Annotated in this window: 22 protein-coding genes, 2 tRNA genes and 1 pseudogene; 10 read left to right on the forward strand and 15 right to left on the reverse strand. The window is 60.6% G+C overall.

Features of this window, described 5'->3' with window-relative positions:
- Positions 1-50 precede the first annotated feature (50 nt).
- Positions 51-2,717, forward strand: coding sequence for a pyruvate, phosphate dikinase (gene ppdK, locus ACK9YZ_RS03135; protein WP_416065635.1), 2,667 nt, complete (start codon positions 51-53; stop codon positions 2,715-2,717).
- Here ppdK and ACK9YZ_RS03140 read toward each other — a convergent pair.
- Together ACK9YZ_RS03140 and ACK9YZ_RS03145 are read right to left on the reverse strand one after the other, a co-directional pair.
- On the reverse strand, positions 2,711-2,986 hold the full coding sequence (locus tag ACK9YZ_RS03140) for a hypothetical protein (protein WP_216757282.1): 276 nt from the start codon (positions 2,984-2,986) through the stop codon (positions 2,711-2,713). The two genes, ppdK and ACK9YZ_RS03140, sit on opposite strands and share 7 nt — an antisense overlap.
- Before the next feature lie 90 nt (positions 2,987-3,076).
- Positions 3,077-3,274, reverse strand: a complete 198-nt coding sequence (locus ACK9YZ_RS03145) for a hypothetical protein (protein WP_216757283.1) — start codon at positions 3,272-3,274, stop codon at positions 3,077-3,079.
- Positions 3,275-3,383: 109 nt separating this feature from the next.
- On the opposite strand from ACK9YZ_RS03145, the gene ACK9YZ_RS03150 reads away from it, so the two are divergent.
- Positions 3,384-3,629, forward strand: coding sequence for a hypothetical protein (locus ACK9YZ_RS03150; RefSeq protein ID WP_113427151.1), 246 nt, complete (start codon positions 3,384-3,386; stop codon positions 3,627-3,629).
- 3 nt (positions 3,630-3,632) lie between these two features.
- Here the strand turns inward: ACK9YZ_RS03150 and ACK9YZ_RS03155 are convergent, their stop codons facing one another.
- Positions 3,633-4,022, reverse strand: a complete 390-nt coding sequence (locus ACK9YZ_RS03155) for a hypothetical protein (RefSeq protein ID WP_416065636.1) — start codon at positions 4,020-4,022, stop codon at positions 3,633-3,635.
- 226 nt (positions 4,023-4,248) lie between these two features.
- On the opposite strand from ACK9YZ_RS03155, the gene ACK9YZ_RS03160 reads away from it, so the two are divergent.
- The gene (locus tag ACK9YZ_RS03160) at positions 4,249-5,154 is read left to right on the forward strand and encodes a DUF1499 domain-containing protein (protein WP_216757285.1); all 906 of its coding nucleotides are present in this window, start codon (positions 4,249-4,251) and stop codon (positions 5,152-5,154) included.
- A 166-nt stretch (positions 5,155-5,320) separates the two neighbouring features.
- Here ACK9YZ_RS03160 and ACK9YZ_RS03165 read toward each other — a convergent pair whose 3' ends face one another.
- Genes ACK9YZ_RS03165 through ACK9YZ_RS03175 form a run of 3 tightly spaced genes read right to left on the reverse strand, consistent with a single transcriptional unit; the run spans position 5,321 to position 6,992 of the window.
- Entirely contained in the window at positions 5,321-5,776 is a 456-nt protein-coding gene (locus ACK9YZ_RS03165; protein WP_216757286.1) for a thiol-disulfide oxidoreductase DCC family protein, read from the reverse strand.
- 2 nt (positions 5,777-5,778) lie between these two features.
- A complete protein-coding gene (locus ACK9YZ_RS03170) occupies positions 5,779-6,693 on the reverse strand; it encodes an MBL fold metallo-hydrolase (protein WP_416065637.1) in 915 nt (304 codons plus the stop codon).
- A gap of 2 nt (positions 6,694-6,695) precedes the next feature.
- Complete coding sequence (locus ACK9YZ_RS03175) at positions 6,696-6,992, reverse strand: cupin domain-containing protein (RefSeq protein ID WP_416065638.1); 297 nt, start codon at positions 6,990-6,992, stop codon at positions 6,696-6,698.
- A gap of 158 nt (positions 6,993-7,150) precedes the next feature.
- Here ACK9YZ_RS03175 and ACK9YZ_RS03180 point away from each other — a divergent pair.
- Positions 7,151-7,225 (forward strand) — tRNA-Gln (locus ACK9YZ_RS03180).
- A 130-nt stretch (positions 7,226-7,355) separates the two neighbouring features.
- Here ACK9YZ_RS03180 and ACK9YZ_RS03185 read toward each other — a convergent pair.
- Positions 7,356-7,766 (reverse strand): hypothetical protein, encoded by a 411-nt coding sequence (locus tag ACK9YZ_RS03185; RefSeq protein ID WP_416065639.1) that lies wholly within the window; start codon positions 7,764-7,766, stop codon positions 7,356-7,358.
- Between the two features lie 261 nt (positions 7,767-8,027).
- Here ACK9YZ_RS03185 and ACK9YZ_RS03190 point away from each other — a divergent pair.
- Positions 8,028-8,104, forward strand: a tRNA-Pro gene (locus tag ACK9YZ_RS03190).
- Positions 8,105-8,780: 676 nt separating this feature from the next.
- A complete protein-coding gene (locus ACK9YZ_RS03195) occupies positions 8,781-9,251 on the forward strand; it encodes a hypothetical protein (protein WP_416065640.1) in 471 nt (156 codons plus the stop codon).
- Between the two features lie 394 nt (positions 9,252-9,645).
- On the opposite strand, the pseudogene tnpC reads toward ACK9YZ_RS03195, so the two are convergent.
- The 3 genes and pseudogenes from tnpC to tnpA form a co-directional block, all read right to left on the reverse strand.
- Positions 9,646-11,244: pseudogene (tnpC, locus tag ACK9YZ_RS03200) on the reverse strand (IS66 family transposase).
- Positions 11,245-11,285: 41 nt separating this feature from the next.
- Positions 11,286-11,639, reverse strand: a complete 354-nt coding sequence (gene tnpB, locus ACK9YZ_RS03205) for an IS66 family insertion sequence element accessory protein TnpB (protein WP_416065641.1) — start codon at positions 11,637-11,639, stop codon at positions 11,286-11,288.
- A complete protein-coding gene (gene tnpA / locus ACK9YZ_RS03210) occupies positions 11,623-12,102 on the reverse strand; it encodes an IS66-like element accessory protein TnpA (protein ID WP_416065642.1) in 480 nt (159 codons plus the stop codon). Before tnpA ends, tnpB begins: the two co-directional genes overlap by 17 nt.
- 102 nt (positions 12,103-12,204) lie before the next feature.
- On the opposite strand from tnpA, the gene ACK9YZ_RS03215 reads away from it, so the two are divergent.
- Together ACK9YZ_RS03215 and ACK9YZ_RS03220 are read left to right on the forward strand one after the other, a co-directional pair.
- Positions 12,205-12,471, forward strand: a complete 267-nt coding sequence (locus ACK9YZ_RS03215; protein WP_416066835.1) for a hypothetical protein — start codon at positions 12,205-12,207, stop codon at positions 12,469-12,471.
- Complete coding sequence (locus ACK9YZ_RS03220) at positions 12,410-12,595, forward strand: hypothetical protein (RefSeq protein ID WP_216757291.1); 186 nt, start codon at positions 12,410-12,412, stop codon at positions 12,593-12,595. Before ACK9YZ_RS03215 ends, ACK9YZ_RS03220 begins: the two co-directional genes overlap by 62 nt.
- 341 nt (positions 12,596-12,936) lie before the next feature.
- Here the strand turns inward: ACK9YZ_RS03220 and yghU are convergent, their stop codons facing one another.
- Both yghU and ACK9YZ_RS03230 read right to left on the reverse strand, forming a co-directional pair.
- The gene (yghU, locus tag ACK9YZ_RS03225; protein WP_216757292.1) at positions 12,937-13,815 is read right to left on the reverse strand and encodes a glutathione-dependent disulfide-bond oxidoreductase; all 879 of its coding nucleotides are present in this window, start codon (positions 13,813-13,815) and stop codon (positions 12,937-12,939) included.
- Positions 13,816-13,955: 140 nt separating this feature from the next.
- Positions 13,956-14,615 (reverse strand): GNAT family N-acetyltransferase, encoded by a 660-nt coding sequence (locus ACK9YZ_RS03230; RefSeq protein ID WP_416066806.1) that lies wholly within the window; start codon positions 14,613-14,615, stop codon positions 13,956-13,958.
- A 98-nt stretch (positions 14,616-14,713) separates the two neighbouring features.
- Between ACK9YZ_RS03230 and ACK9YZ_RS03235 the strand changes: the two genes are divergently transcribed.
- Positions 14,714-16,132 (forward strand): PLP-dependent aminotransferase family protein, encoded by a 1,419-nt coding sequence (locus ACK9YZ_RS03235; protein ID WP_216757293.1) that lies wholly within the window; start codon positions 14,714-14,716, stop codon positions 16,130-16,132.
- A gap of 51 nt (positions 16,133-16,183) precedes the next feature.
- Here ACK9YZ_RS03235 and ACK9YZ_RS03240 read toward each other — a convergent pair whose 3' ends face one another.
- On the reverse strand, positions 16,184-17,686 hold the full coding sequence (locus ACK9YZ_RS03240) for a DegQ family serine endoprotease (protein ID WP_216757294.1): 1,503 nt from the start codon (positions 17,684-17,686) through the stop codon (positions 16,184-16,186).
- A 522-nt stretch (positions 17,687-18,208) separates the two neighbouring features.
- Between ACK9YZ_RS03240 and ACK9YZ_RS03245 the strand changes: the two genes are divergently transcribed.
- The gene (locus ACK9YZ_RS03245; protein ID WP_416065643.1) at positions 18,209-19,261 is read left to right on the forward strand and encodes a LacI family DNA-binding transcriptional regulator; all 1,053 of its coding nucleotides are present in this window, start codon (positions 18,209-18,211) and stop codon (positions 19,259-19,261) included.
- A 39-nt stretch (positions 19,262-19,300) separates the two neighbouring features.
- On the opposite strand, the gene cysN is transcribed toward ACK9YZ_RS03245, so the two are convergent.
- Both cysN and cysD read right to left on the reverse strand, forming a co-directional pair.
- Positions 19,301-20,785 (reverse strand): sulfate adenylyltransferase subunit CysN, encoded by a 1,485-nt coding sequence (cysN, locus tag ACK9YZ_RS03250; protein ID WP_416065644.1) that lies wholly within the window; start codon positions 20,783-20,785, stop codon positions 19,301-19,303.
- Position 20,786: 1 nt separating this feature from the next.
- Positions 20,787-21,740 carry a sulfate adenylyltransferase subunit CysD gene (gene cysD / locus ACK9YZ_RS03255; protein ID WP_416065645.1) on the reverse strand — a complete coding sequence of 318 codons (954 nt, stop codon included), beginning with the start codon at positions 21,738-21,740 and terminating at the stop codon, positions 20,787-20,789.
- Positions 21,741-21,757 lie beyond the last annotated feature (17 nt).

Genomic DNA, 21,757 nt, shown 5'->3' on the forward strand with positions numbered 1-21,757 from the left:
TTTCAACACCAAGGGATTAAGCTGGTCCCCGAAATGGTGTTGGGGGGAAGATGACCAAGTGGGTCTATACGTTCGGCAACGGACAGGCTGAAGGCCGGGCGCGCGACAGGGAGATTCTTGGCGGCAAGGGCGCCAATCTCGCCGAAATGTGCAGCCTCGGTCTGCCGGTTCCTCCCGGCCTCACTATCGTCAGCGAAGCCTGCAACACCTATTACAAGAACGGCCGCAAGATCGATCCGGCGTTGAAGGAGCAGGTACTTGCGGGCATTGCCGGCATCGAGCAGACAACCGGCCGCCGTTTCGGTGCGGGTAACCAGCCTCTTCTGCTCTCCGTTCGCTCCGGCGCCCGTGTTTCCATGCCGGGCATGATGGATACGGTGCTCAATCTCGGCCTGAACGATGAGACGGTGCAGGCGCTCGGCCATGATGCCGGTGACGCGCGCTTCGCCTGGGACAGCTATCGCCGCTTCATCCAGATGTATGCCGATGTCGTGATGGGTCTCGGCAACGATCTCTTCGAGGAAATTCTCGAGGATGAGAAGGCACGCCTTGGTCATGAATTCGATACTGAGCTCAGCGCGACTGAATGGCAGCACGTCGTTTCGCTCTACAAGGCGCTGATAGAGGAAGAGCTGGACGAGTCTTTTCCGCAGGATCCGGCAATACAGCTCTGGGGGGCTGTCGGTGCGGTGTTTGCAAGTTGGATGAGCGCACGCGCCGTCACTTACCGCCAGCTTCATAATATCCCGGAAGCCTGGGGCACGGCGGTCAATATCCAGGCCATGGTCTTCGGCAATCTCGGCAATGCATCGGCGACAGGTGTTGCCTTCACTCGCAATCCCTCGACCGGGGAAAAGATCCTCTACGGCGAATTCCTGGTGAATGCGCAGGGTGAAGACGTCGTCGCCGGCATCCGCACGCCGCAGAGCATCACCGAGGAGGGGCGTATTGCTTCCGGTTCTGAGAAGCCTTCGATGGAAAAGCTGATGCCGGAGGCCTTCAAGGAGTTCGGCCGCATCTGCGCCGAGCTCGAATCTCACTACCGTGACATGCAGGATATCGAATTCACCATCGAGCGCGGCAAGCTCTGGATGCTGCAGACGCGCTCCGGCAAGCGCTCGACGCGCGCGGCGATGAGGATCGCCGTCGACATGGTGGACGAAGGCGTGATCACCGAGGATGAGGCAGTCCTTCGCATCGAGCCCTCGACGCTCGACCAACTCCTGCATCCGACCATCGATCCGCGCGTCAGCCGTCAGGTGATCGGCTCCGGCCTGCCGGCCTCTCCGGGGGCGGCAACCGGCGAGATCGTCTTCACGGCGGAAGAGGCGGTCGAGGCGGAGGCCGAGGGGCGCAAGGTCATTCTGCTGCGCGTCGAGACGAGCCCCGAAGATATTCACGGCATGCATGCGGCGGAAGGCATCCTGACGACGCGTGGCGGCATGACCAGCCATGCGGCCGTGGTTGCCCGCGGCATGGGTATCCCTTGCGTCGTCGGCGCAGGCACCATGCGCATCGATGCCCGCAACGAAAAGCTGATCGGTATCGGCGTGACGCTGAAGAGGGGCGATATCATCACCATCGACGGTTCTGCCGGCCAGGTGCTGAAGGGCGAAGTGCCGATGATCCAGCCGGAATTGTCAGGCGATTTCGGCCGTATCATGGGCTGGGCGGACCGCGCGCGCCGCATGACCGTGCGCACCAATGCCGATACGCCGGCGGATGCCCGCGCGGCGCGCTCCTTCGGTGCGGAGGGCATCGGGCTTTGCCGCACCGAGCATATGTTCTTCGAGGGTGAGCGCATCCATGTCATGCGCGAGATGATCCTGGCTGAAGATGAGAAGGGCAGGCGGGGCGCTCTCGACAAGCTCCTGCCCATGCAGCGGAGCGATTTCACCGGCCTGTTCACTGTCATGCACGGCCTGCCGGTGACGATCCGCCTGCTAGACCCGCCGCTGCACGAATTCCTGCCGAAGAGCGATGAGGAGATTGCCGAGGTCGCCTTTGCGATGGGCATGGAACCCACGGCGCTGCGCCAGCGCGTCGATGCGCTGCATGAGTTCAATCCCATGCTCGGCCATCGCGGCTGCCGTCTTGCCATCTCCTATCCTGAGATCGTCGAGATGCAGGCCCGCGCCATCTTCGAGGCGGCGGTCGCCGCTGCACAGGAAACCGGCGCCGCCGTCGTTCCCGAAATCATGGTGCCGCTCGTCGGCCTGCGTTCCGAGCTCGATTACGTCAAGGCGAAGATCGATACCGTGGCGCAGGACGTCATGTCGGAAGCCAGGATGCGCATCGATTATCTGGTTGGCACGATGATCGAGCTGCCGCGCGCGGCACTGCGCGCCCATGTCATTGCGGAAGCCGCCGAATTCTTTTCCTTCGGCACCAACGACCTGACGCAGACCACCTTCGGCATTTCACGCGACGATGCCTCGGCCTTCATCCCGACCTATCAGCGTAAGGGCATCATCGAGCATGATCCCTTCATATCCCTGGATTTTGATGGAGTGGGCGAACTGATCCGCATCGCTGCGGAGCGCGGCCGGCGCACGCGCAACGACATGAAGCTCGGCATCTGCGGTGAACATGGCGGCGATCCCGCCTCGATCCATTTCTGCGAGACGATCGGCCTCGACTACGTCTCCTGTTCGCCCTTTCGCGTGCCGATTGCGCGGCTTGCAGCCGCGCAGGCAGTGATTTCCAGCGCTCAGTGACGGTAGCGATAGTAGCGCGGATAAACGTAGGGACCGTTCAGATTATAGGCCATGTCGGCCATCACCCAGGCGCTGTCGTAGCGAGCCTGGGCGCGGCGATCGAGATCGATGCGCTGCAGGCAGTTGGCAAAGCCATCCGTACCGCGTTTGAAGCCATAGCCGAGGCAGGTCTGTTCGTCACGTGCCCGGCGCTCCTCGGGCGTCAGAGTCTGGCAGGCGGCAAGCCCGACGGCCAGAACGGCAAGAAGCGGCAGAACATATGGGCGCATCGGTCTATCCCTCGAGCATGAATGTCCGACCAGGAAAATCCATCTGCCAAGCGTCGTCAACCTGCCAGGCCCGTCAACCTCACTCTGATATCAGGCCGCGCCCGCAGGGTCGCCAATCGGCAGCAGCGCCGGGTCAAGCGGCCGGCCTTCCGGGTTCTTCGTGTCGCTCGGGTCCTGTACTGGCGGCAGCGGCGGTTTTTCCTGAATGCGGTCGGGAATGCCTGGTGTCGGCTGCGGGCTAAGCGGCGTCTCTTCGCCGGGAGTGGGAATCGGATCTTTGTTCGGCATGATTCGCCTCCTTCATAGAGGAAGGAACGACAGGATGCATGCTTGGTTCCACTTTCCCCGCCACGCGTTCCTATGTAAGAGCAAAGATAGCAGCACTGGAAAGAGCACCATGGCGATCCGCGATCGATTCTCGAAGAAACTCACCTGCCCGCAATGCGGCAACAGTGGCTTTGCCGAAGCCTCCGAGATCGACGACGCCAAGCGAAAAACACCCGACTTCAAGGTGGATCAGCTGCCGCGCGGCTTCTTCGTGCAGCGCCCTTCGGTCCATCAGGAGAGCTTCATGCTGAAATGCGAATGCGGCCGCAAGTTTCCCTTCCGCTCGCTGGCGGAAGCTGCAGCAGGCCGCGATTAAACTTCAGATACGCTCGAGAACCTCGATGAAGGCATCGGCGAAACGCACCAGATGCTCGGTATTTTCATCAGGCGCCTGCATGCGGATTTCCGTGCCATTCTGATCGAGCAGGGCAAGAACCACACGCATATTCTTGTCCGACGTCGGGATGCGCAGCACGGCAATGCGCCGGCAATCCTCGACAAGACCCGCCGCCGGCAGGTCGAAGAGAAATTCGCCACGTGCTTCAGTCGCTGCCTTGCGCACCGCCTCGCAGAAGCCGCCCTCGCCGCCGGAATAACCTTCCAGTGAAAGCTCGAGTTCGAGAAGTTCCAGCGGTAGCAGCGGCTCGGCGCGGTCGACACCGCCAAGCGAGGAGGCCTGCTGCCTTTCCATCGTCTGGGATGAGATCATCTGTCTCTCCTGTTTCGTGGGAAATACATGAGACCCCGGCAGAATGGCCTTTTTACGGCATATCAGCAGTGGCTTATGGAGATCGTGTGCTCTTTGATTTGGCCTTTGAAGTGGATTGCTTCTGCAATCCTCAGACAAGCGTTTCAATTTAGACGAATCTTGCACTAGAAAAGTTGATGGCGGCAGGTGCATTCAAAAAGCTGCCGCCGACCAACCGGTTAATCTGATGGCCATCCGCTTCGATCGTCCCGTTTCCAGCGCTGCCCGCTTTTCTCGGCATTTCGGGGCGTTTGCGCTTGTGCTTTCGGTGGCGGTGCTGATCGCTCATCGCTTCGGCGGGCTGGCGACACCCTATCTCGTCCTGGTGCTGCTCGTTTCCGTCGGCTGTGCTGTCCTCGCCACCCTGCTGGCCGCAATCGGCCTGCGCAGCCTCTGGATGACGGGTGCCGAAGGCGGGCTGAATGCGCTGGCAGCTCTCATCTATGCCGCCTTTCCGCTCGGCATCGGCGCCTTTGCGGCGGAGCGCTACTTCACCCTGCCGGCGATCTATGACGTCACCACGGATACCGCCGCCACACCCGACTGGCTCTCGCCGCCGCAGGCCGACCAGATTTGGCTTCCGCGCGACCCGGTGATCACGCCTGGCGACCGCGAGAGGCAGCTTGTTGCCTATCCGGAGCTGACCGGCCGCCGCTATGACGGCGCGCTCGACCGCGTTCTCGAGGCGGTCAAGAAGGTCGCCAAGCAGAACGGCATCACCATCACCAAAAGCGAAGGCGATACGACGCCCGGCCGCGACTTGGAGGACAAGCCCGTTCCTGCTCAGCCGGAGAGCGGTGTGGCCGATTCACCCGATATCATCCCCGTGCCGATGCCGCGGCCCTATGAGGATAGCGTTGCCAAGCTGATCCGCGGGGCCAATGGCGTGATCGTACAGGGCACGACCCGCACTCTCATCCTCGGCCTGCGTTTCGACATCATCATCCGTCTGCGCGAAGAAGCTGAAACCACCTTCGTGGACGTGCGCGTCGCATCCCGCTACGGCCAGCACGATCTCGGCTTCAGCGCCGAAGTGGCCGAGCAATATCTTGGTGCCCTCGACTCCGAACTATTGGGGATTGCGGGTGGGTGAGGTCCGGTGCTGCGGAGCAGCAGCAATCGATCCAGTGAATCGATTGCAGGACCGAACGCCCTGAGCCACGCGAAGGGCCGGGATACAGTGAGGCATATTGAAACGCCCTTACTGCAAACCTCTCCTAAAACGCGGCGAGGCGACAGGTGCTGTGCGGCCCTCAAGCCTATCCCAGAAACCTCTCCCGCATCTCCGCCGTCGGCACCATGCAGCTCTCCCGCCGCCCTGCAATCCTCAGCCTATTCCGCGCAACCATCCCATAAGCCGCATCCGCAATCCATCGCGGCACGATCCGAAGCAGACCGGCCAGAGCCCACGGCATGCCGAGCCCCTCCAGCATGCGGATCGTCGCATCGGATTTGTAATAGGCGCGGCCCTTGTCGATGAGCAGGTTGGTCTCGTAGTCGCGCGTTTCCAGCCCGTAATGCCGGTAAAGCGCCTCGCCGAGCGGCGTCTGGGCAACGATAAAGCGGTAGCGCTTTTCCGTGTCCCGCTTCAGCAGGAACTGCACCCAGCCGGAGCAGAAGACACATTCGCCATCGAAGAGGATCAGCGGCTTGTCGTCCGCAAAAGCGGGCACGGAAGGATCGTCGCGATAGCTGTAATCCGCACGCGCCGCCATTGTCAGTCTCCCGCCAATCGATAATGCGCAAAGAGAGACGGCGGCCCATCGGCGCTGACCTCGCCGCGCTCCATCAATTCCTCGATATGCGCCAGCACCGAGAGTGCCGCAGCACCATGCAGCCGCTTGTCGGTATCGCGGTAGATCACCTTCACCATATCGGGGATGGTGCTGTCCCCCTTCCGAAGACGCTCGATGATGGATCGCTCCCGCAGACGCCTGTGCGTCTTCAATCCGCGCAGGAAGGGCGCTGGCGAAGTGACCGGTCCGCCGTGACCGGGCAGCAGCAAGTGGTCGTCGCGGCCGAGCAGCTTGTCGAGCGAGGCCATATAGTCCGCCATCGAACCATCAGGGGGTGCAACGATCGTCGTCGCCCAGGCCATCACGTGGTCCGCAGAAAACAGGATACCGCGGCCCTCGAGCGCGAAGGCCGCGTGATTGGCCGTGTGGCCCGGCGTCAGCACGCCCGTCAGCGCCCAGCCGTCGCCGGAAATCGTCTCTCCGTCACGAATAGCGATATCGGGCACGAAATCCATGTCCGAGCTTTCCGCAAAGGGATTGATCTCGCCGTCGCGCAGCGGCCGTGACGGGCGGTGCGGCCCTTCGCCGACCGTCAGCGCTCCCGTTTCTTGGCTCAGCCGCCTTGCGAGCGGCGAGTGGTCCCGGTGGGTGTGGCTGACGAAGATATGCGTCACCGGCCGGCCGGCAAGTGCTGCCATCAGCGCTTCAAAATGCGCTTCGTTCTCAGGCCCCGGATCGATGACGGCGACCGACGAGCTGCCGACGATGTAGCTGTTCGTGCCATGGAAGGTGAACGGGCTCGGATTTTTCGCCGTCAGGCGCTGGATGCCATCGGCGACGGCAATTGCCTGGCCGTAAGCCGGATCGAAGAAGAGATCGAAGTTCGCGCCAGACATGTCTATTTATATTCGATCTCGATGAAGGACATGGGTTTGTCGCCGGCATTGACGACATTGTGCTCCGTTCCGGCCTCACGGCGATAGGCCGCTCCCTTGGCGACATCCACTCTGCGGCTGCCCTCGGCATCCTCGATCAGGAATTGGCAATCGGTCATCGGCACCACGACATAGCCAAGCCCGTGCGTATGAACGCCGGTATCGGCACCCGGCTCGAAATCCCACTGGGTGATGCGCACGACGGCATCGTCGAGGATCAGCGTGGCAAGCGCCGGCGGACGGGCGCGATATTGGCTCAACGGTATCTCCATTGGCTGTGTCGATCCCTGAAGTCCTACCATGCCGGCGGGACAGCGCATACAAATATGACGTCGCAGTGAACTTAGTGATTGTGGCGCAGACAGACCTTTGCTAATCAGGCCACGTTTTGGCGAAGCGGCACGCGCTTCAGCTCTGGTGGGGCGTAGCCAAGCGGTAAGGCAGCGGTTTTTGGTACCGCCATCCCCTGGTTCGAATCCAGGCGCCCCAGCCACAACCCAGTCGATCGGATATCCCTGTTGTAAAGCCTCGCGAGGCTTTCGCATTTCTGGCCATCACGACAAAGAAAAGCCCGCCGATTTTCACCGGCAGGCGTAAATTATAAAAAATTCAAGCAGTCAGACTTACTTCTGTTCCGGCGCCAGGAATTCTGCGCAGTAGGAAGAGCCATTCACGCCGGGGATATCGTTCACGGTGCGGATGTCGCGGATCGTATAGTCGGAATTGGTGGTGATTTCGGCCTGGCAGCGCAGGTAGAGCGTGCGGGCGCTCGCAATCTGCTTGCCGCGCTTGCCGTCAGCACCTTCGGCATATTTCGCGGGAACGCGCACCGTCTTGTAACCGCCCTTCCAGGTGTAGATCGTCGACGAGCCCTCGTCGCGGTCGCTGAGCGGCGGGCCGTAGGCGGCAAAGAACTTGCCGGCCGACTGGCCGACCCAGCGTGCTTCGATCGGATCGCCGGGAGTGGGTATGGTGGTGCATCCGGCAAGCGCAATCGCAAGCGCGGCGGCCCCGGTCATGGTGCGGAGTTTCATCGTGTCGTCCCTGATATTTAGCCAGTGGCTGCGAAGCCGCCTTCACGACGGTTTCGCCTGTCCCGCCAAGCCCTTTAGCGTGTAACCCGGCAAAAGAAAATTGCCACTTGGCCGCTTCTGAAGAATTTGCCGGGGGTGTGGCTTTTTGCTGCACGGCCGGCCGAAAGGGCTTGTCACGAGCCTGTTAAAAATTCCCGCGACTTTTTGAATTTTGGTGCTTGCGCAACATGATAGGCCGGTCTATAGAGGCGCCGCTGGTCACGGAGTGTAGCGCAGTCTGGTAGCGCACCACGTTCGGGACGTGGGGGTCGAGTGTTCGAATCACTCCACTCCGACCAGCCGAAAAGCCCGCGAAAGCGGGCTTTTTTCATTTGTGGCTGCAAGTACCAAAAATATTAAGTATCGCCCTAGCGAACGCTTTAGCCGCGGCGTCAGGATCCGCCCGCAGACATCAAGTGGTCAGAAATTTGACACTTCGTGTTTCCTGAAGGGTTTATATCAGAGGTCGCCTTTAACAACAGAGGACGACCAATGACGCTTCTCCAGATTGCCTACCTGATGATCGCTACCAGTTATCTCGTTGCCGCCGTCGCGATGTTCGCGGGGCATTGACGCTGGTGGCCGGATTCGATCACGGGACAGTCATTTGAAACCTCGATGCGGCGTGCGAAAAAGGGCTGTATATGAGAAGTCCACCAACGAAAGGATGGACATGACCCTTCTCCAGCTCGCTTATCTTATGATCGCCGTTTCGTACGTTGTCGCCGTAATTGCGCTGGCTGGCGGCCACTGACTCACACGCGCGTTGCGCGAACGCGGGGCAAATTCCGATATTAGCAATAACGCTGACGGGCGGCACCGCTCCGATAGGAAGCGGCCCGGAGAGATTTGGTGCGCCTCTCCACAGGAGTAGCGCTACATGTAGTGGCAAAAGTCGAAAAATAGCCTCTATTGAGTTCTTTGAATGTTCTGGTATGTTGTGTGCACGCGGTTTGATTCCTTGAAGGTTTGACAATGAGCGTTGGCACTTTTGGTCCTCTTGCATTTCGTCCGACAGCGGCACCTGATGGTGGATTTCACTACTGGCAGGGGCAATCGCTCGGCTGGTGGATAACAACGGTTTATCCGTTGTTTGCAGACTTTCCGCCCATTTCGAGCGTATACGTCATGGTGAAACGAAACCAGGATGGAACCTGCGCGCCTATCTATATCGGGCAAACGGACAACCTTCGCCGGCGGATGATGGAGCATTCCAAGGATAAGGTACTTGCCGCTTACAAGCTTGGCGCCACGCAGCTCCATGCACATTTCATTGCAAACACTGCGACGGAAAGATTTGCAGTTGAGACCGACTTGCGAAACGGTCACAAGACGCCACTGAACGAGCAGCCATCAGCAGCTTTTGGTGGCCTCATCGGCCTTGGCAATGCCCTGATGAATCCACAGCCAAGGAGTTTCCTCGATAGTTTGGTTGGCGTTAGCTAAGACCGGTCGATCCCCCTCACACTGCTCACACCCCTCGCAGTTTTAAGTGAGTTGTGTGAGGACTGTGAGGAGGGGCACTAAGATCTATTCCGCTGGTGGAAGCCGATAGCTACCATAGGCAAGTTTCTCTATCTCGCTGGCTTCGACCGTCTTCCGCAGCAGGTAGCGCACGTTTTCTCCTTTGAGACTGGTGGCCGTCGCGATTTCGCCAGGCTTCATCGGAAGGCTGGTTTCTTCCAGGGCGGCTAGGATCTTTCGCCGCTGATCTGAGGCTTCACGTCGTCTGCGTTGTCGAGCACCGACCAGTGGCCGGCATCGAACTTCTCACACTCGAAGAAGGTAAGCGCTCATTTCACTGCGCGTTGACGCGGTGGATCGTGACGACCGCACTGCGTCATGCGGGAGTAGATTTGGCGAAGTTAAATGGAAGTAGATCGTCTATATCCGCGCCGTCGGGACGCTGCGGCAGTTCGGTGAAGACGTTTCGCAACCAGGCGAATGGCTCGACGCCACAGGCGCGACAGGTCAGCATAAGGCTGTAGATGACAGCGCTTGCTTTGGCCCCATCGACGGTATCGCAAAATAGCCAGCTCTTCCTTCCAGTGGCAAAAACTCTGATATCGCGTTCGAGTAAATTGTTGTCGATCGGCATCCTGCCGTCTTGGGTGTAGCGCGTCAGATATTCCCACTGGTTTCGCGTATAGGAGATCGCATCGCCGAGCTTGGTGTCGGGCACGACCTTGGGGGCCATCTTGTCGAGCCACTCCTTCAGGGCATTGAGGACCGGAATGCTGTGCTTCTGGCGCAAGCGCCGGATGCAATCGGCCTGCGTTTCGCCGTCATCCGGCTTTTCGTCCCGCACCTGCCTTTCAATCCGGTAGAGCTGGTCGAAGAACCTCAATGCCTGCGCGGGCGGCCCGCTTTGTTTCTTCCCGGCCTTGAAGGCGTTGACGAAGCGTCGCCTGGCGTGAGCCATACACCCGACATGCGTTGCGCCCTTCAGGGTTCGCCAAGCCTGATAGCCGTCGCTCATCAGGATGCCGCGATAGTCACCAAGGAAAGTCTGCGGATGCACCTGCCCACGACCGGGCTAATATTCGAGCAGCACAACCGGCTCTAGGCTGTCCTGCCCGCTGCGATAGGCCCAGATGTAGGACTCGTCGGTTGCTTTCCTGTCCTTTTCCTTCAGCACTTGCACCGTGGTCTCGTCACCGTGAATGACGTCCTGCGACAGAAGCCGTTGCTTCAGTGCATCGTAGATGCGAACGAGGTGCTTTTCGCTGGAACCGATCACCCAATGGCCAAGAGCGCCACGGCTGACAGGAACGCCAGCGCGCTCGAAGGCCTGTGCCAGGCGATAGAGCGGTGTGCCGTCGACATATTTATGAACAAGAGCAAAGGCCAGCGTCGAGGCCGTGGCAATACTACCCGGCAAGGGCTGTGCGGGCATCGGCGCGATGATAACGGGAGTGCTGATGTCGGTGCGTTCGCAGTTGCGGCAAGCATACTTGGCCCGGGCATTCTGCAGCACCGTGGCTTTCACCTCGATATGCAACTGCTCGGTGACGAGTTCGCCCATGCGATGCAACGAATGGCGGCAGCACGGACAGGTCTTCTGATCGTCGGCAAGGTCATATTCGACACGTTGGCGCGGCAGGTTTGCCGGAAGAGGCTTGCGTCCGCGCTTGCCGCCTTCGGGCTTTTCCACCTCCGGCAATCCCGTGTTGGGAAGGTCGGCGGCGTCGGGATCGTCGAGACCATCGTCACCATCCACCTCAAGGACCGCTTTCTCGGCCTCGTTGAAGACCCGATCCATGTGCTTTTCGCTGCGCGGCGCAAAACGATGCAGTTGTGCAAGCGCCAGTTCTTCCTCGAGCTTGAAGACACGCCGCTCAAGTGCGTCTCTCTCAGCTCGCAGTGCGGCGTTCTCGGCAGCATTCGCCGCCAGAAGCGCCATCAGTTCCGCAACGGTCGGGGGGCCGGCTGGTGTCATCGTAGCTTTGAATCTGAGCCGCCCCCCTCCGTCAACAGCCTTCAGCCGACAAATTCATATTGCCGAACAGGATGACGCACCATCGCGTCGAGATCGATGCCGTCAAGCAGCCAGCGCAACTGCTCGGTATCGAGCGTCACGACCGGCACCTCCCGACGAGGCCAGCGGAACCGGTCTTCGGACAAGGCTTTCAATACAAGCACAAACCCTGACCGCTCGAAGAACAAAAGCTTCATCCGCGTGCGCCGGCGGTTGCAAAAGACGAAGACAGCACGCTCGAACGGGCTCAGGCCCATCGACTGCTCCACCAGGATCGCCAGGCTGTTGATCCCCGCACGAAAGTCGATCGGGTCCCGGTGAAGATAGACGCGAAGATCGTCAGCCAGCCGGAACATTGCAACGCCCCAGAACTTCGATCATCACGGAAAGGGCCTGCTCATCAGCATCTTCAAGCTCAAGCCGCACACCATTCGGCAGAGACGCCTTCAGCCGCATGCCTGCCGATGATGGCCGAGCCGGCATGTCGGGCTGCCGCGCAATCGGCGACGCTTCAACCACCGGAACAAAGGCCGACGTTTCCCGCTCGGCAACAACCGTCAAAGCACCCTTGGCCTGCTGATCTCGGCGAAGCTTCACCCAGTTGCGTAACTGATTGGCGTTGACACCGTACGCCAGTGCCAGACGGGCAACAGATACCCCGGGCTTCATTGCCGCGTCGATCAGCCGGTCTTTCTCGACGGGATCGAAACGCCGCTTCCCGTTGGCAAGAAACTTCACAGCCCGAAGAGCCCCTGACCCATTCAAGATATCCAATGCCATTATGTCCACAATCTCCGTTGTGGACACAGAATCGCTCATTCGATTTTCAATAAACAGGTGCGGCGAATTGGGCGCTTACCGAAGAAGCCCGTAATTCTGGGCTTTTTGGCACAAATGTTGTTGTTCGGGACGTTGGGTTGAGTGTTCGAATCATTCCACTTTTCTTTTGTGGTGTTACTGCCGGGCCGCTCGAATCTCTCTTCCAACGACGATGCCTCCGCGAGGATCTGGCAGATCACATTTGTCCATCCGCGCACCGATCTGCAGCAGGCAAAACACCAAATTTTAGACGTTGCTAACGAACAAATAGCCGCTAAGCTGGTTTCCTTCGGAGGAGGAAGCGTCAATGAAGCAGATGAACAATCGCCAAGTCCGGATTCCCGGCCCGAAAGATCAGGATATCGCTGAACATTGCCGAAAATTCGGGATAGGCCCGGCCGAGGAGAAGAAGCTGAAGAAGCTCCTGGGCCATCGGGCGCCCCTTCATGAGATCCAGGCAAACGCTCCGACGCCCCAGCCGAAGTGGCGTTAGACCGGAAGCTGTCTTCACCTCAAGCTATGAATGATCGTTGCGCGTCACTCTGCTCTGTCACAGGCGCGTGGCGTTTTCCATGTCCCGGATGCCTTGAAACAAAAAAGCCCCACCGGTGGCTTTCGGCGGGGCAGATAGGGAAAGCTCTCCGAAAGGTGGCAGGAGAGCGTTTGCATTTCAGCAAGACTGGAAGAATGAGGCGAGGGCACTTTTGCCGGATTCGGTACAGTTCGCTTAAAAACCCGTAATTTTTAGTGGGAAAATTTGCGATTTCGGCCTTGCGCCGTTTTTTGGCAAGGAGAGCACGCCGTCGTAACGACGCGCCCGCCTTTCCGGTGCCGTCACTCGGCTGCCTGCAGCTTGTCCTGCGTCTTCGTCTCGAAGTCGCTGGCGTCATGGCGTTCGTGGAGCTGGCTGGAAGGCTCGCCGCTGACGCGGTTGACCATGCGGCCGCGCTTGACGGCCGGGCGGTCGCCGATCATGTCGGCCCAGCGCTTCATGTTCTTGTATTCCTGCACCTGCAGGAATTCGGCGGAATCACCGTACATCCAGCCCTTCACGAGGCCGCCATACCAAGGCCAGATCGCCATGTCGGCGATGGTGAGCTCGTCGCCGGCGATATATTCGCTTTCGGCCAGGCGCCGGTCGAGCACGTCGAGCTGGCGCTTGGTTTCCATGGCGAAACGGTTGATCGCATATTCGATCTTCGTCGGCGCATAGGCATAGAAATGGCCGAAGCCGCCGCCGAGATAGGGCGCGCTGCCGACCTGCCAGAACAGCCAGGAGAAGCATTCGGCACGCTTGGCCGGATCGGTCGGCAGGAAGGCGCCGAATTTTTCGGCGAGATAGGTGAGGATCGCGCCGGATTCGAAGATGCGCACTGGCTTTTCGCCGCTGCGGTCCATCAGGGCCGGGATCTTGGAGTTCGGGTTGACCTCGACGAAGCCGCTGCCGAACTGGTCGCCATCGCCGATCCTGATCAGCCAGGCGTCATATTCCGCGCCGCGATGGCCAAGCGCCAGCAACTCCTCCAGCATGATAGTGATTTTCACGCCATTCGGCGTTCCAAGCGAATAAAGCTGTAGCGGGTGACGGCCGATCGGCAATTCCTTGTCATGGGTCGGCCCGGCGATCGGGCGGTTGATGCTGGCGAACTGGCCGCCGTTTTCCTTGTCCCAGGTCCAGATCTTGGGGGGCGTATACTCGGACGAACTGGTCATATGAGCTCCTGACAGAACAACTTCGTGCTTTACGTGAAAGGCCCAATCCCTAATCTCAATTGGGACCCATGAACATATTGGTAGCAATGAAGTTATTGTCATCAGGGCGGCGGCTTTAAATTGCCGCCGCGCTCGCTCATTCAGAAGTTGAGCTTGCTCTTTTGCCGGCCGTCGGCATCGAAGTTCTCAGGCGCGAGCCATGCCTCATATCCGGCCTTCAGCTTCGGCCAGTCCCCATCGATCATGGCAAACCAGGCGGTGTCGCGGTTGCGGCCCTTCTGCACCATATGCTGGCGGAAAATGCCCTCGAAGGAGAAGCCGAAGCGAAGTGCTGCCCGCTTCGACGGTTCGTTGAGGTTGTTGCACTTCCATTCGAAGCGCCGGTAGCCGAGCGTGTCGAAGACGTAAGCGGCACAGAGATAGAGCGCTTCGGTCGCAACCCGCGTGCGGGCGATATCGAGTCCCCAGAGAATGTTGCCGATCTCGATGACGCCGTTCGCGGTATCGATGCGCATCAGCCCCTGCCGGCCCTCGGCCCGTCCCGTCGCCTTGTCGATGACGGCGAAGAACAGTGGATCCTCGCTTGCCACGGACCTTTCCAACCAGGGGGTGAAGGCTGCCATATCGGCGGGTACGCTTTCGAAGAGATAGCGGAAGCGGTCTTCCGCGCCGGGCTGCTGCGCCGAGCGAAGAAGATCGGCGCCGTGCCTTGCGGCGTCCAGCGGCTCCAGACGGGTGTAGCGGCCGTCAATCGGGGCGCGGGCGGGGCGGGCGACACCCTTCCAGTTGGAGAGATCCATCGTCTTATCCATTGTTGCATCAAACCTAACTGGTCTTGCCGTACAAATGGACTGGAGTAAAAGTCCAGTTCTGACCTTTTGAGCAGACCAGTGGAAGAATGACGCCGACACCTGCATGGCTCGACCTCGATCGCAACGGAGGCGATCTCGCCGGCCAGATCTATCGAAGCCTGCGCGACCGTATCCTGCTCGGCCAGCTTCCGGCCGGTCACAAGCTGTCGTCGACCCGCGCTTTTGCGGTGTCGCTTGGTGTTGCGCGCTCGACTGTCGTCGAGGCGTACGACCGCCTGAAGGCTGAAGGATATATCGAAGCGTCCGCCGGCGCTGCGACACGGATTGCCGCCCTTGCACGGATGCGGCCCGAGCGGCAGCAGGGCGACCGCGTGCCGGTGAAGGAAGAACGTTTGGAACAGCCGCCCTACCGCGCCCTGTTCCGGCCGGGCGTGCCTGACGTATCGGATTTCCCGCATGCCGTCTGGAGCCGCCATCTTGCCGCACGCAGCCGGTCTTTGCGCATCCATCATCTCGGCTATGAGCACGCAACCGGTATCCGCGAACTGCGCGAAGCCATCCTTGCGCATGTCTCCGTGACGCGCGGCGTGGTCGCCGAGCCGGAGCAGGTGATGATCGTGCCCTCCACCCGCGCGGCAATCGACATGCTGGCGAGGACCATGCTGAGGCGGAGCGGGCGCAGAGCCGCTTGGATGGAAGATCCCGGCTATCCCGCCGCACGCTTGCTGCTAAGCGATGCCGGCGCCGAAGTCGTGCCGGTTCCTTGCGATGATCAGGGCATCGACGTTTCCGGGGAGGACGGCCCGCAGCCGGCGCCGATCCCAGCACTGATCTACGTGACGCCATCCCATCAATATCCGACCGGCGCCACGCTGAGCCTGCCGCGCCGGCTGGCGCTGCTGGAGGCGGCACGCCGTCACGAAAGCCTTATCGTCGAGGATGATTACGACAGCGATTTTCAATATGGCTCGCGGCCGATCGCCGCGTTGCAGGGCATCGACAGGGCCCAGGTCGTCGCCTATGTCGGCACCTTCTCGAAGGTGCTGGCACCCGGCCTGCGTGTCGCCTACGCGGTCGTGCCGCGCTGGCTGGTATCGGAGGCTTCGGAGGCGCTGCATCGCAGGGGCGTCGCCGTCTCCACCCATGTCCAGGCCGCCCTTGCCGATTTCATCAATGAGGGCCGTCTGCGTGCCTATCTGAGGCGCATGAACCAGCAATATGCCGAGCGCATGGCCCGGACGATCGGAATGCTGGAGAGCCATTTTGGCGGAAGGCTTGTCATTTCGGGCGGCAATGGCGGATTGCAGCTCGCAACCTGGTTTCGCGATGAGACGGTGGATGACCGGGCGGTCGTCGCGAAGGTGAATGCATCAGGATATGGTCTGATGCCGATGTCGGGTTTCTTTATCGGCAGATCTGCCCCCGGCATTCTCTTCGGTATCTCGCAAGCGGAAGCGGCTGCCGTTCAAAGACTGGCCGCCGATCTAAGAGCGGTGCTGGTGTAAAAACGCATGCGCCCGGAACGGGTCCGGGCGCAGCGCTCACGTGGGTGCCCTTCAAGCGGCGGCGAAGGGCACGGCCACGAAGGTCTTGTTGCCGCCGCGTTCGATCAGGAGCAGCACCGACTTGCGGCCGGCCTTGCCGGCGTCGGCAACGGCGGTCTTGACGTCGCGGGCGTCATGCACCGGCTTGTCGTTGACAGAGACGATCACGTCGCCGGGCTGGATGCCGGCAGCTGCGGCCGACTTGTCCGGGTTGACGTTGGCAACGACGGCGCCGGCAACGCCGTGGGGCAGGTTGAGCTGCTGGCGAACATCAGGCGTCAGATCGGCAAGGCCGATGCCGAGGCTCGGCTGGCCGGCAGCCTGGCCCTGATCGTCGCTGCTTTCGACGGCGGCCTGCTTCTGCGTGTCTTCATTGCCGCCGACGGTGACGTTGAGATCGACCGTCTTGCCGTCACGCCAGACGGTCAGCGTTTCCTTCGCACCCGGCGACAGATCGGCAACGAGGCGCGACAGATCCTTCGGCGTCTTGACGTTTTCGCTGCCGACGGCGGTTACGATGTCACCCGTCTTGATGCCGGCATGGGCAGCAGGCGTTCCATTGGTAACGGCTGCAACCAGCGCGCCTTCAGCCTTGGAGAAACCGACTGCATCGGCGACATCTTGCGTGACCGGCTGGATCTGCACGCCGAGATAGCCGTGATCGATCGAACCGTCCTTCTGCAGCTTGGCGACGATCGTCTTTGCTTCAGAGGAAGGAATGGCGAAGCCGACGCCAACGCTGCCGCCGTTCGGCGAGTAGATGGCGGTATTGATGCCGACGACATTGCCGTCACGATCGACCAGCGGGCCGCCGGAATTGCCGTGGTTGATCGGCGCATCGATCTGGATGAAGTCGTCATAGGGGCCGCTGTGCAGGTCGCGGCCGCGGGCCGAGACGATGCCGGCCGTCACCGTCGTGCCGATGCCGAACGGGTTGCCGATGGCAAGGATCTGGTCGCCGAGCTTCAGTTTGTCGGAATCGCCCCAGGCGATGGTCGCAAGCGGATGCGGAGCCTGGACCTTCAGAACCGCGAGGTCGGACTTGGCATCGGCGCCAAGCAGCTTGGCCGGCAGCTCGGTGCCGTCGTCGAGCGTGACCTTGATGTCGATCGCATTGTCGATGACGTGATTGTTGGTAACGATCACACCGTCGGGGCTGATGATGAAGCCGGAGCCGAGCGCCATGGCATGCTGTGACTCGTGCTGCTGCGGCGCCTGATGCGGCAGAGGAATACCCTGCTGTTCGAAGAACTGACGAAACTGCTCGTCCATCGGCGAACTGTCGGCGCTGGCATTGGTGGCCTTCATCGTCGTGGTGATGGTCACGACAGCCGGCTTGTCGGCATCGACGATGGAAGCAAAGGAGCCATTGGAGGCCAGCATGCTGCCGGTCTCAGCCGGCGCAGCAAGAGCCGTCGAGTAAGAGGAGATGGCGAAGGGCAGGGAGGTCGCGCCGAGAACGATGGCCGCTCCGACGAGTGCTGCGGCCCGATGCTTGCGAAGAATGTTTGACATGGTGGAAGTCCCTTGCGAGAGCGTTGGCATCAGTTGACGTCGTGGTTCCATGCCATGGACCTTGGCGTCGAGGAGTATTTCCGCCAATTATTGCTGACTTTTACTTGGATTTCACTGGTTGCAATCGGATATTACTGTCGTCAGGAACAATTGGTGCTTGATACCTATATGATCCGTTCTGAGGGATTTACAAATTAAACATTGATCATGTTTGTATTACGGTATCGTAAGACATTACTATAATTTAATCTTGCCTGACCCGGCATCGCCTCGGTTTCGCGAATGCCCTGCTGGTGCCTCCGTCTGAAGTGCCAGAACAGTGAAACAGATTTCATTTCCTGTGATCCCCCGGCCTCTCGGCTGCGTAATAAATTGAACTACTCGCGGCGCTTATTTGGGATTTTTCGCGTTTCGGTTGATGTGGGAACTTGAAATGTTAGTGGATTCTAAATTATTTCTTCTTCAGAAAGAAGGAGTTGCGAGTCGACGGGGGGCGAGATTGGCGGCGACGTGCGGGAAGCAATGAGGGATTCAGTGAAGCCGGGGCGGGAAAAGAAGCGCGGTTCCCATGTAAAGTTGAGTGATGTTGCAAAGAGGGTAGGGGTCAGTCCGATCACCATCTCACGTGCGCTTCGCAACCCTGAAATCGTCTCCGAAGAGCTGCGCGGGGTCATTCTTCGCACCGTCGACGAGATGGGTTACATCCCCAATCTTGCCGCCCGCGCGCTTGCCGGCCGCCATAGCGGCATCGTCGGCGTCATCACGCCGTCGCTTCATCACCCCTGCTTCACAGGCGTCATGATGGGCATCGAGGAGCGGCTGCGTGCCACGGATCTGCGGGTGCAATATGCCAATACGCTCGATGACGGCGATCAGGAGATCAGCCAGTTCAAATCCTTCCTGGCGCAGAAGCCGGCCGGCATTATCCTTATCAATGCGGAATATTATGACGGGCTCGCGCTGTTGATCGATACGGCCTCATTTCCGGTGGCCCACGTCGCCGACCTCAGCCAACCGCCGGCAACGCTGCTCGTCGGCATGTCGCACCATGTTGCCGCTGCTGCCGCGACCCGTCTCCTTCTGTCGAAGGGATACAAGCGAATCGGTTTCATTGGCGGACTCGGCGATATCCGTTCTCGCCGCAGCCGTGCGGGGTATGAGGAAGCCATGCGCCGGGCCGGTCTCGACAATCCGTCGCTGATACATGGCGAAGACGGTTCCACCAGCATCGGTCTTGGACGGCGCCTGTTCAGCGAGCTGCTGGAGCGGGTACCGGATCTCGATGCGATCCTTGCGCAAAATGATGATCTCGCCCTCGGCGCGCTGATCGAATGCAACGAACGCGGTATCAGCGTGCCCGATGATTTCGGCATCTGCGGCTTCAACGATCTGGAATTCGCACAATTCACCTCGCCGTCTCTGACGACGGTGCATATTCCGCGCCACGCACTCGGCCGCCGTGTCGCCGACATGCTGCTGCGCGCCATCCGCGAAGAACCGCCGGAAGAACACAGGGTCGATCTCGGCTTTTCGATCATCGAGCGCGGTTCGACGCGCCCGGGACCGCAGCAGTAAACGAAGAGCATAAAAAAGGGGCCGATCGGCCCCTTTTCCTTAGATGTCGCTTGCCGCGCTCGACCAGAGCTCGGCCGCTTCCGACGCTGTCATGCGGCGCACTTCCGCCTCGTGGCGGCGCTGGGCAAACAGCTCGCTCGCCATGATCTGCTCGGCAAGATCGGCCGGAAGCGAGAGGATGACGCGGGCATCATTGCCATGCAGGCCGCTGACATCGGCGCGCTTGCCGGTCACCATGCCGCCGGCGATTGTGTTGTTGGTTTCCGGGTCGATCAGGATGAAGGAACCGGTAGCGCGGTTCTGCTCATAGGGATCGAAGATGGCGGCTTCGTCGAATACGAGGCGCACCTTGCCGATGGCGTTCATGTAGAGCCGCTGGGCGGAATTCCACGTGCCGGTCTTGAGCTCCAGCTGGCTGATGGGCTCGACCTGAACGCGCTGGCGGCGCGAGCCGCTCTTCAGCCAGTAGCGCTTGCCGGCCTCGATACCCTCAGGCTGCAGGGCAACGACCTGCGCATCGAAGGAAAGGCCCGTCTGCGGCTGTGAGTCGATCGAAACGATCATGTCGCCGCGCGCAACGTCCACCTGACGGTCCAGCACGAGCGTGATCGCATCACCCGCAACGGCTGCATTGCGCACCAAATCGAAGGTGACGATCTTGGTGACATTGGCGACCATGCCCGACGGCAGGATCATGACGCTGTCGCCCGGCTTGACCGAACCGCCGGCAACCGTGCCCTGATAGCCGCGGAAGCTCTCTCCCGGGCGTGAGACGCGCTGTACGGAAAGGCGGAAGCCGGTCGACTGGCCGGAACGGACGGTCGCGTGTTCCAGCGTTTCGACCAGCGTCGGACCGTTATACCAGGGCATCGCTGCCTGGCCGGAATAGACGACGTTTTCGCCCTTCAGCGCCGACATCGGGATCGCGGTGATCTGCTTGACGCCGAGCGACAGCGCAAATTCCTTGAACTCGTGGGTGATCTTGTCGAAGCCGGCACGGTCATAGTTCGTCAAGTCGATCTTGTTGACCGCGAGCACGAACTGCTTGATGCCGAGCAGCGAGGCGATCGTCGCATGACGGCGCGTCTGCTCGAGGATGCCTGCGCGGGCATCGACCAAGAGCACGGCGAGATCGGCGGTGGAGGCACCGGTCGCCATGTTGCGGGTATACTGCTCGTGGCCGGGCGTGTCGGCGACGATGAAGGAGCGCTTGTCGGTCGAGAAATAGCGATAGGCGACATCGATGGTGATGCCCTGTTCGCGCTCTGCCTGCAGACCATCGAGCAGCAGCGCGAAATCGGGAAGGCCAAGATCGTTCTGCTTGCCGGTGGAATCGCGGCGGAGCGTTGCCGCCTGATCTTCCTTGACTGCCTTGGTGTCCCAGAGCAGGCGGCCGATCAGCGTGGACTTGCCGTCATCGACGCTGCCGCAAGTGATGAGGCGCAACGGGCGCGAGTCGCGCACGGCCTTGAGTGGCTCGGCGGCGGGCACGGCGACGACGTTTGCGGGAACGGCTGCAGTCATCTCAGAAATATCCTTCACGCTTCTTCTTTTCCATGGAACCGGACTGGTCACGGTCGATGGCGCGGCCCTGGCGCTCGGAAACCGTAGCGATTTCCAGCTCCGCGATGATCTCTTCAAGGCTGGTGGCGGTGGAACGGATCGCGCCCGTCAGCGGGAAGCAGCCGAGCGTGCGGAAGCGGATGAAGTCTTCCTGCTTCGTTTCGCCGGGCAGCAGCTCCAGACGTGGATCGGAGGCGGCGATCATCATGCCGTCGCGCTCGACATAGGGGCGCTTGGCGGCGAAATAGAGCGGCACGATCGGGATATCCTCGGCCTGGATGTAGCGCCAGATATCGACCTCGGTCCAGTTCGACAGCGGAAAGACGCGCACACTTTCTCCCTTGCGGATCTGGCCGTTATAGATGTTCCAAAGTTCGGGGCGCTGGTTGCGTGGATCCCAGCGATGGTCCGGCGTGCGGAACGAGTAGATGCGTTCCTTGGCGCGGGAGGCTTCCTCGTCGCGCCGTGCGCCGCCGAAGGCCGCGTCATATTGGCCGGCATCCAGCGCGTTGCGCAACGCTTCCGTCTTCATGATGTCGGTGTAGCGGGCCGAGCCATAGGTAAACGGTGTGATGTTCTCAGCCTTGCCGCGTGGATTGATGTGCTCGATCAGGTCGAGATCGTACTTCTTCACGATCTCGTCCCGGAAGGTGATCATCTCCGCAAACTTCCAGCCCGTATTGACGTGCAGCAGCGGGAAGGGCACGCGGCCGGGATAGAAGGCCTTGCGGGCAAGATGCAGCAGCACGGAGGAATCCTTGCCGATCGAATAGAGCATCACGGGACGCTCGAATTCGGCGGCAACTTCGCGGAAGATATGGATCGCTTCGTTTTCCAGCGCTTTCAGATGCGGGTCGAGCGGCGGCTTGGCGCTCTGCGGATTGGTCAGTTCCGTATCCTGACGGGTATCGGGCATTTTGTACTCCAGACTTC

It is taken from the genome of Rhizobium sp. ZK1, assembly GCF_047782645.1.
Lineage (GTDB): Bacteria > Pseudomonadota > Alphaproteobacteria > Rhizobiales > Rhizobiaceae > Rhizobium.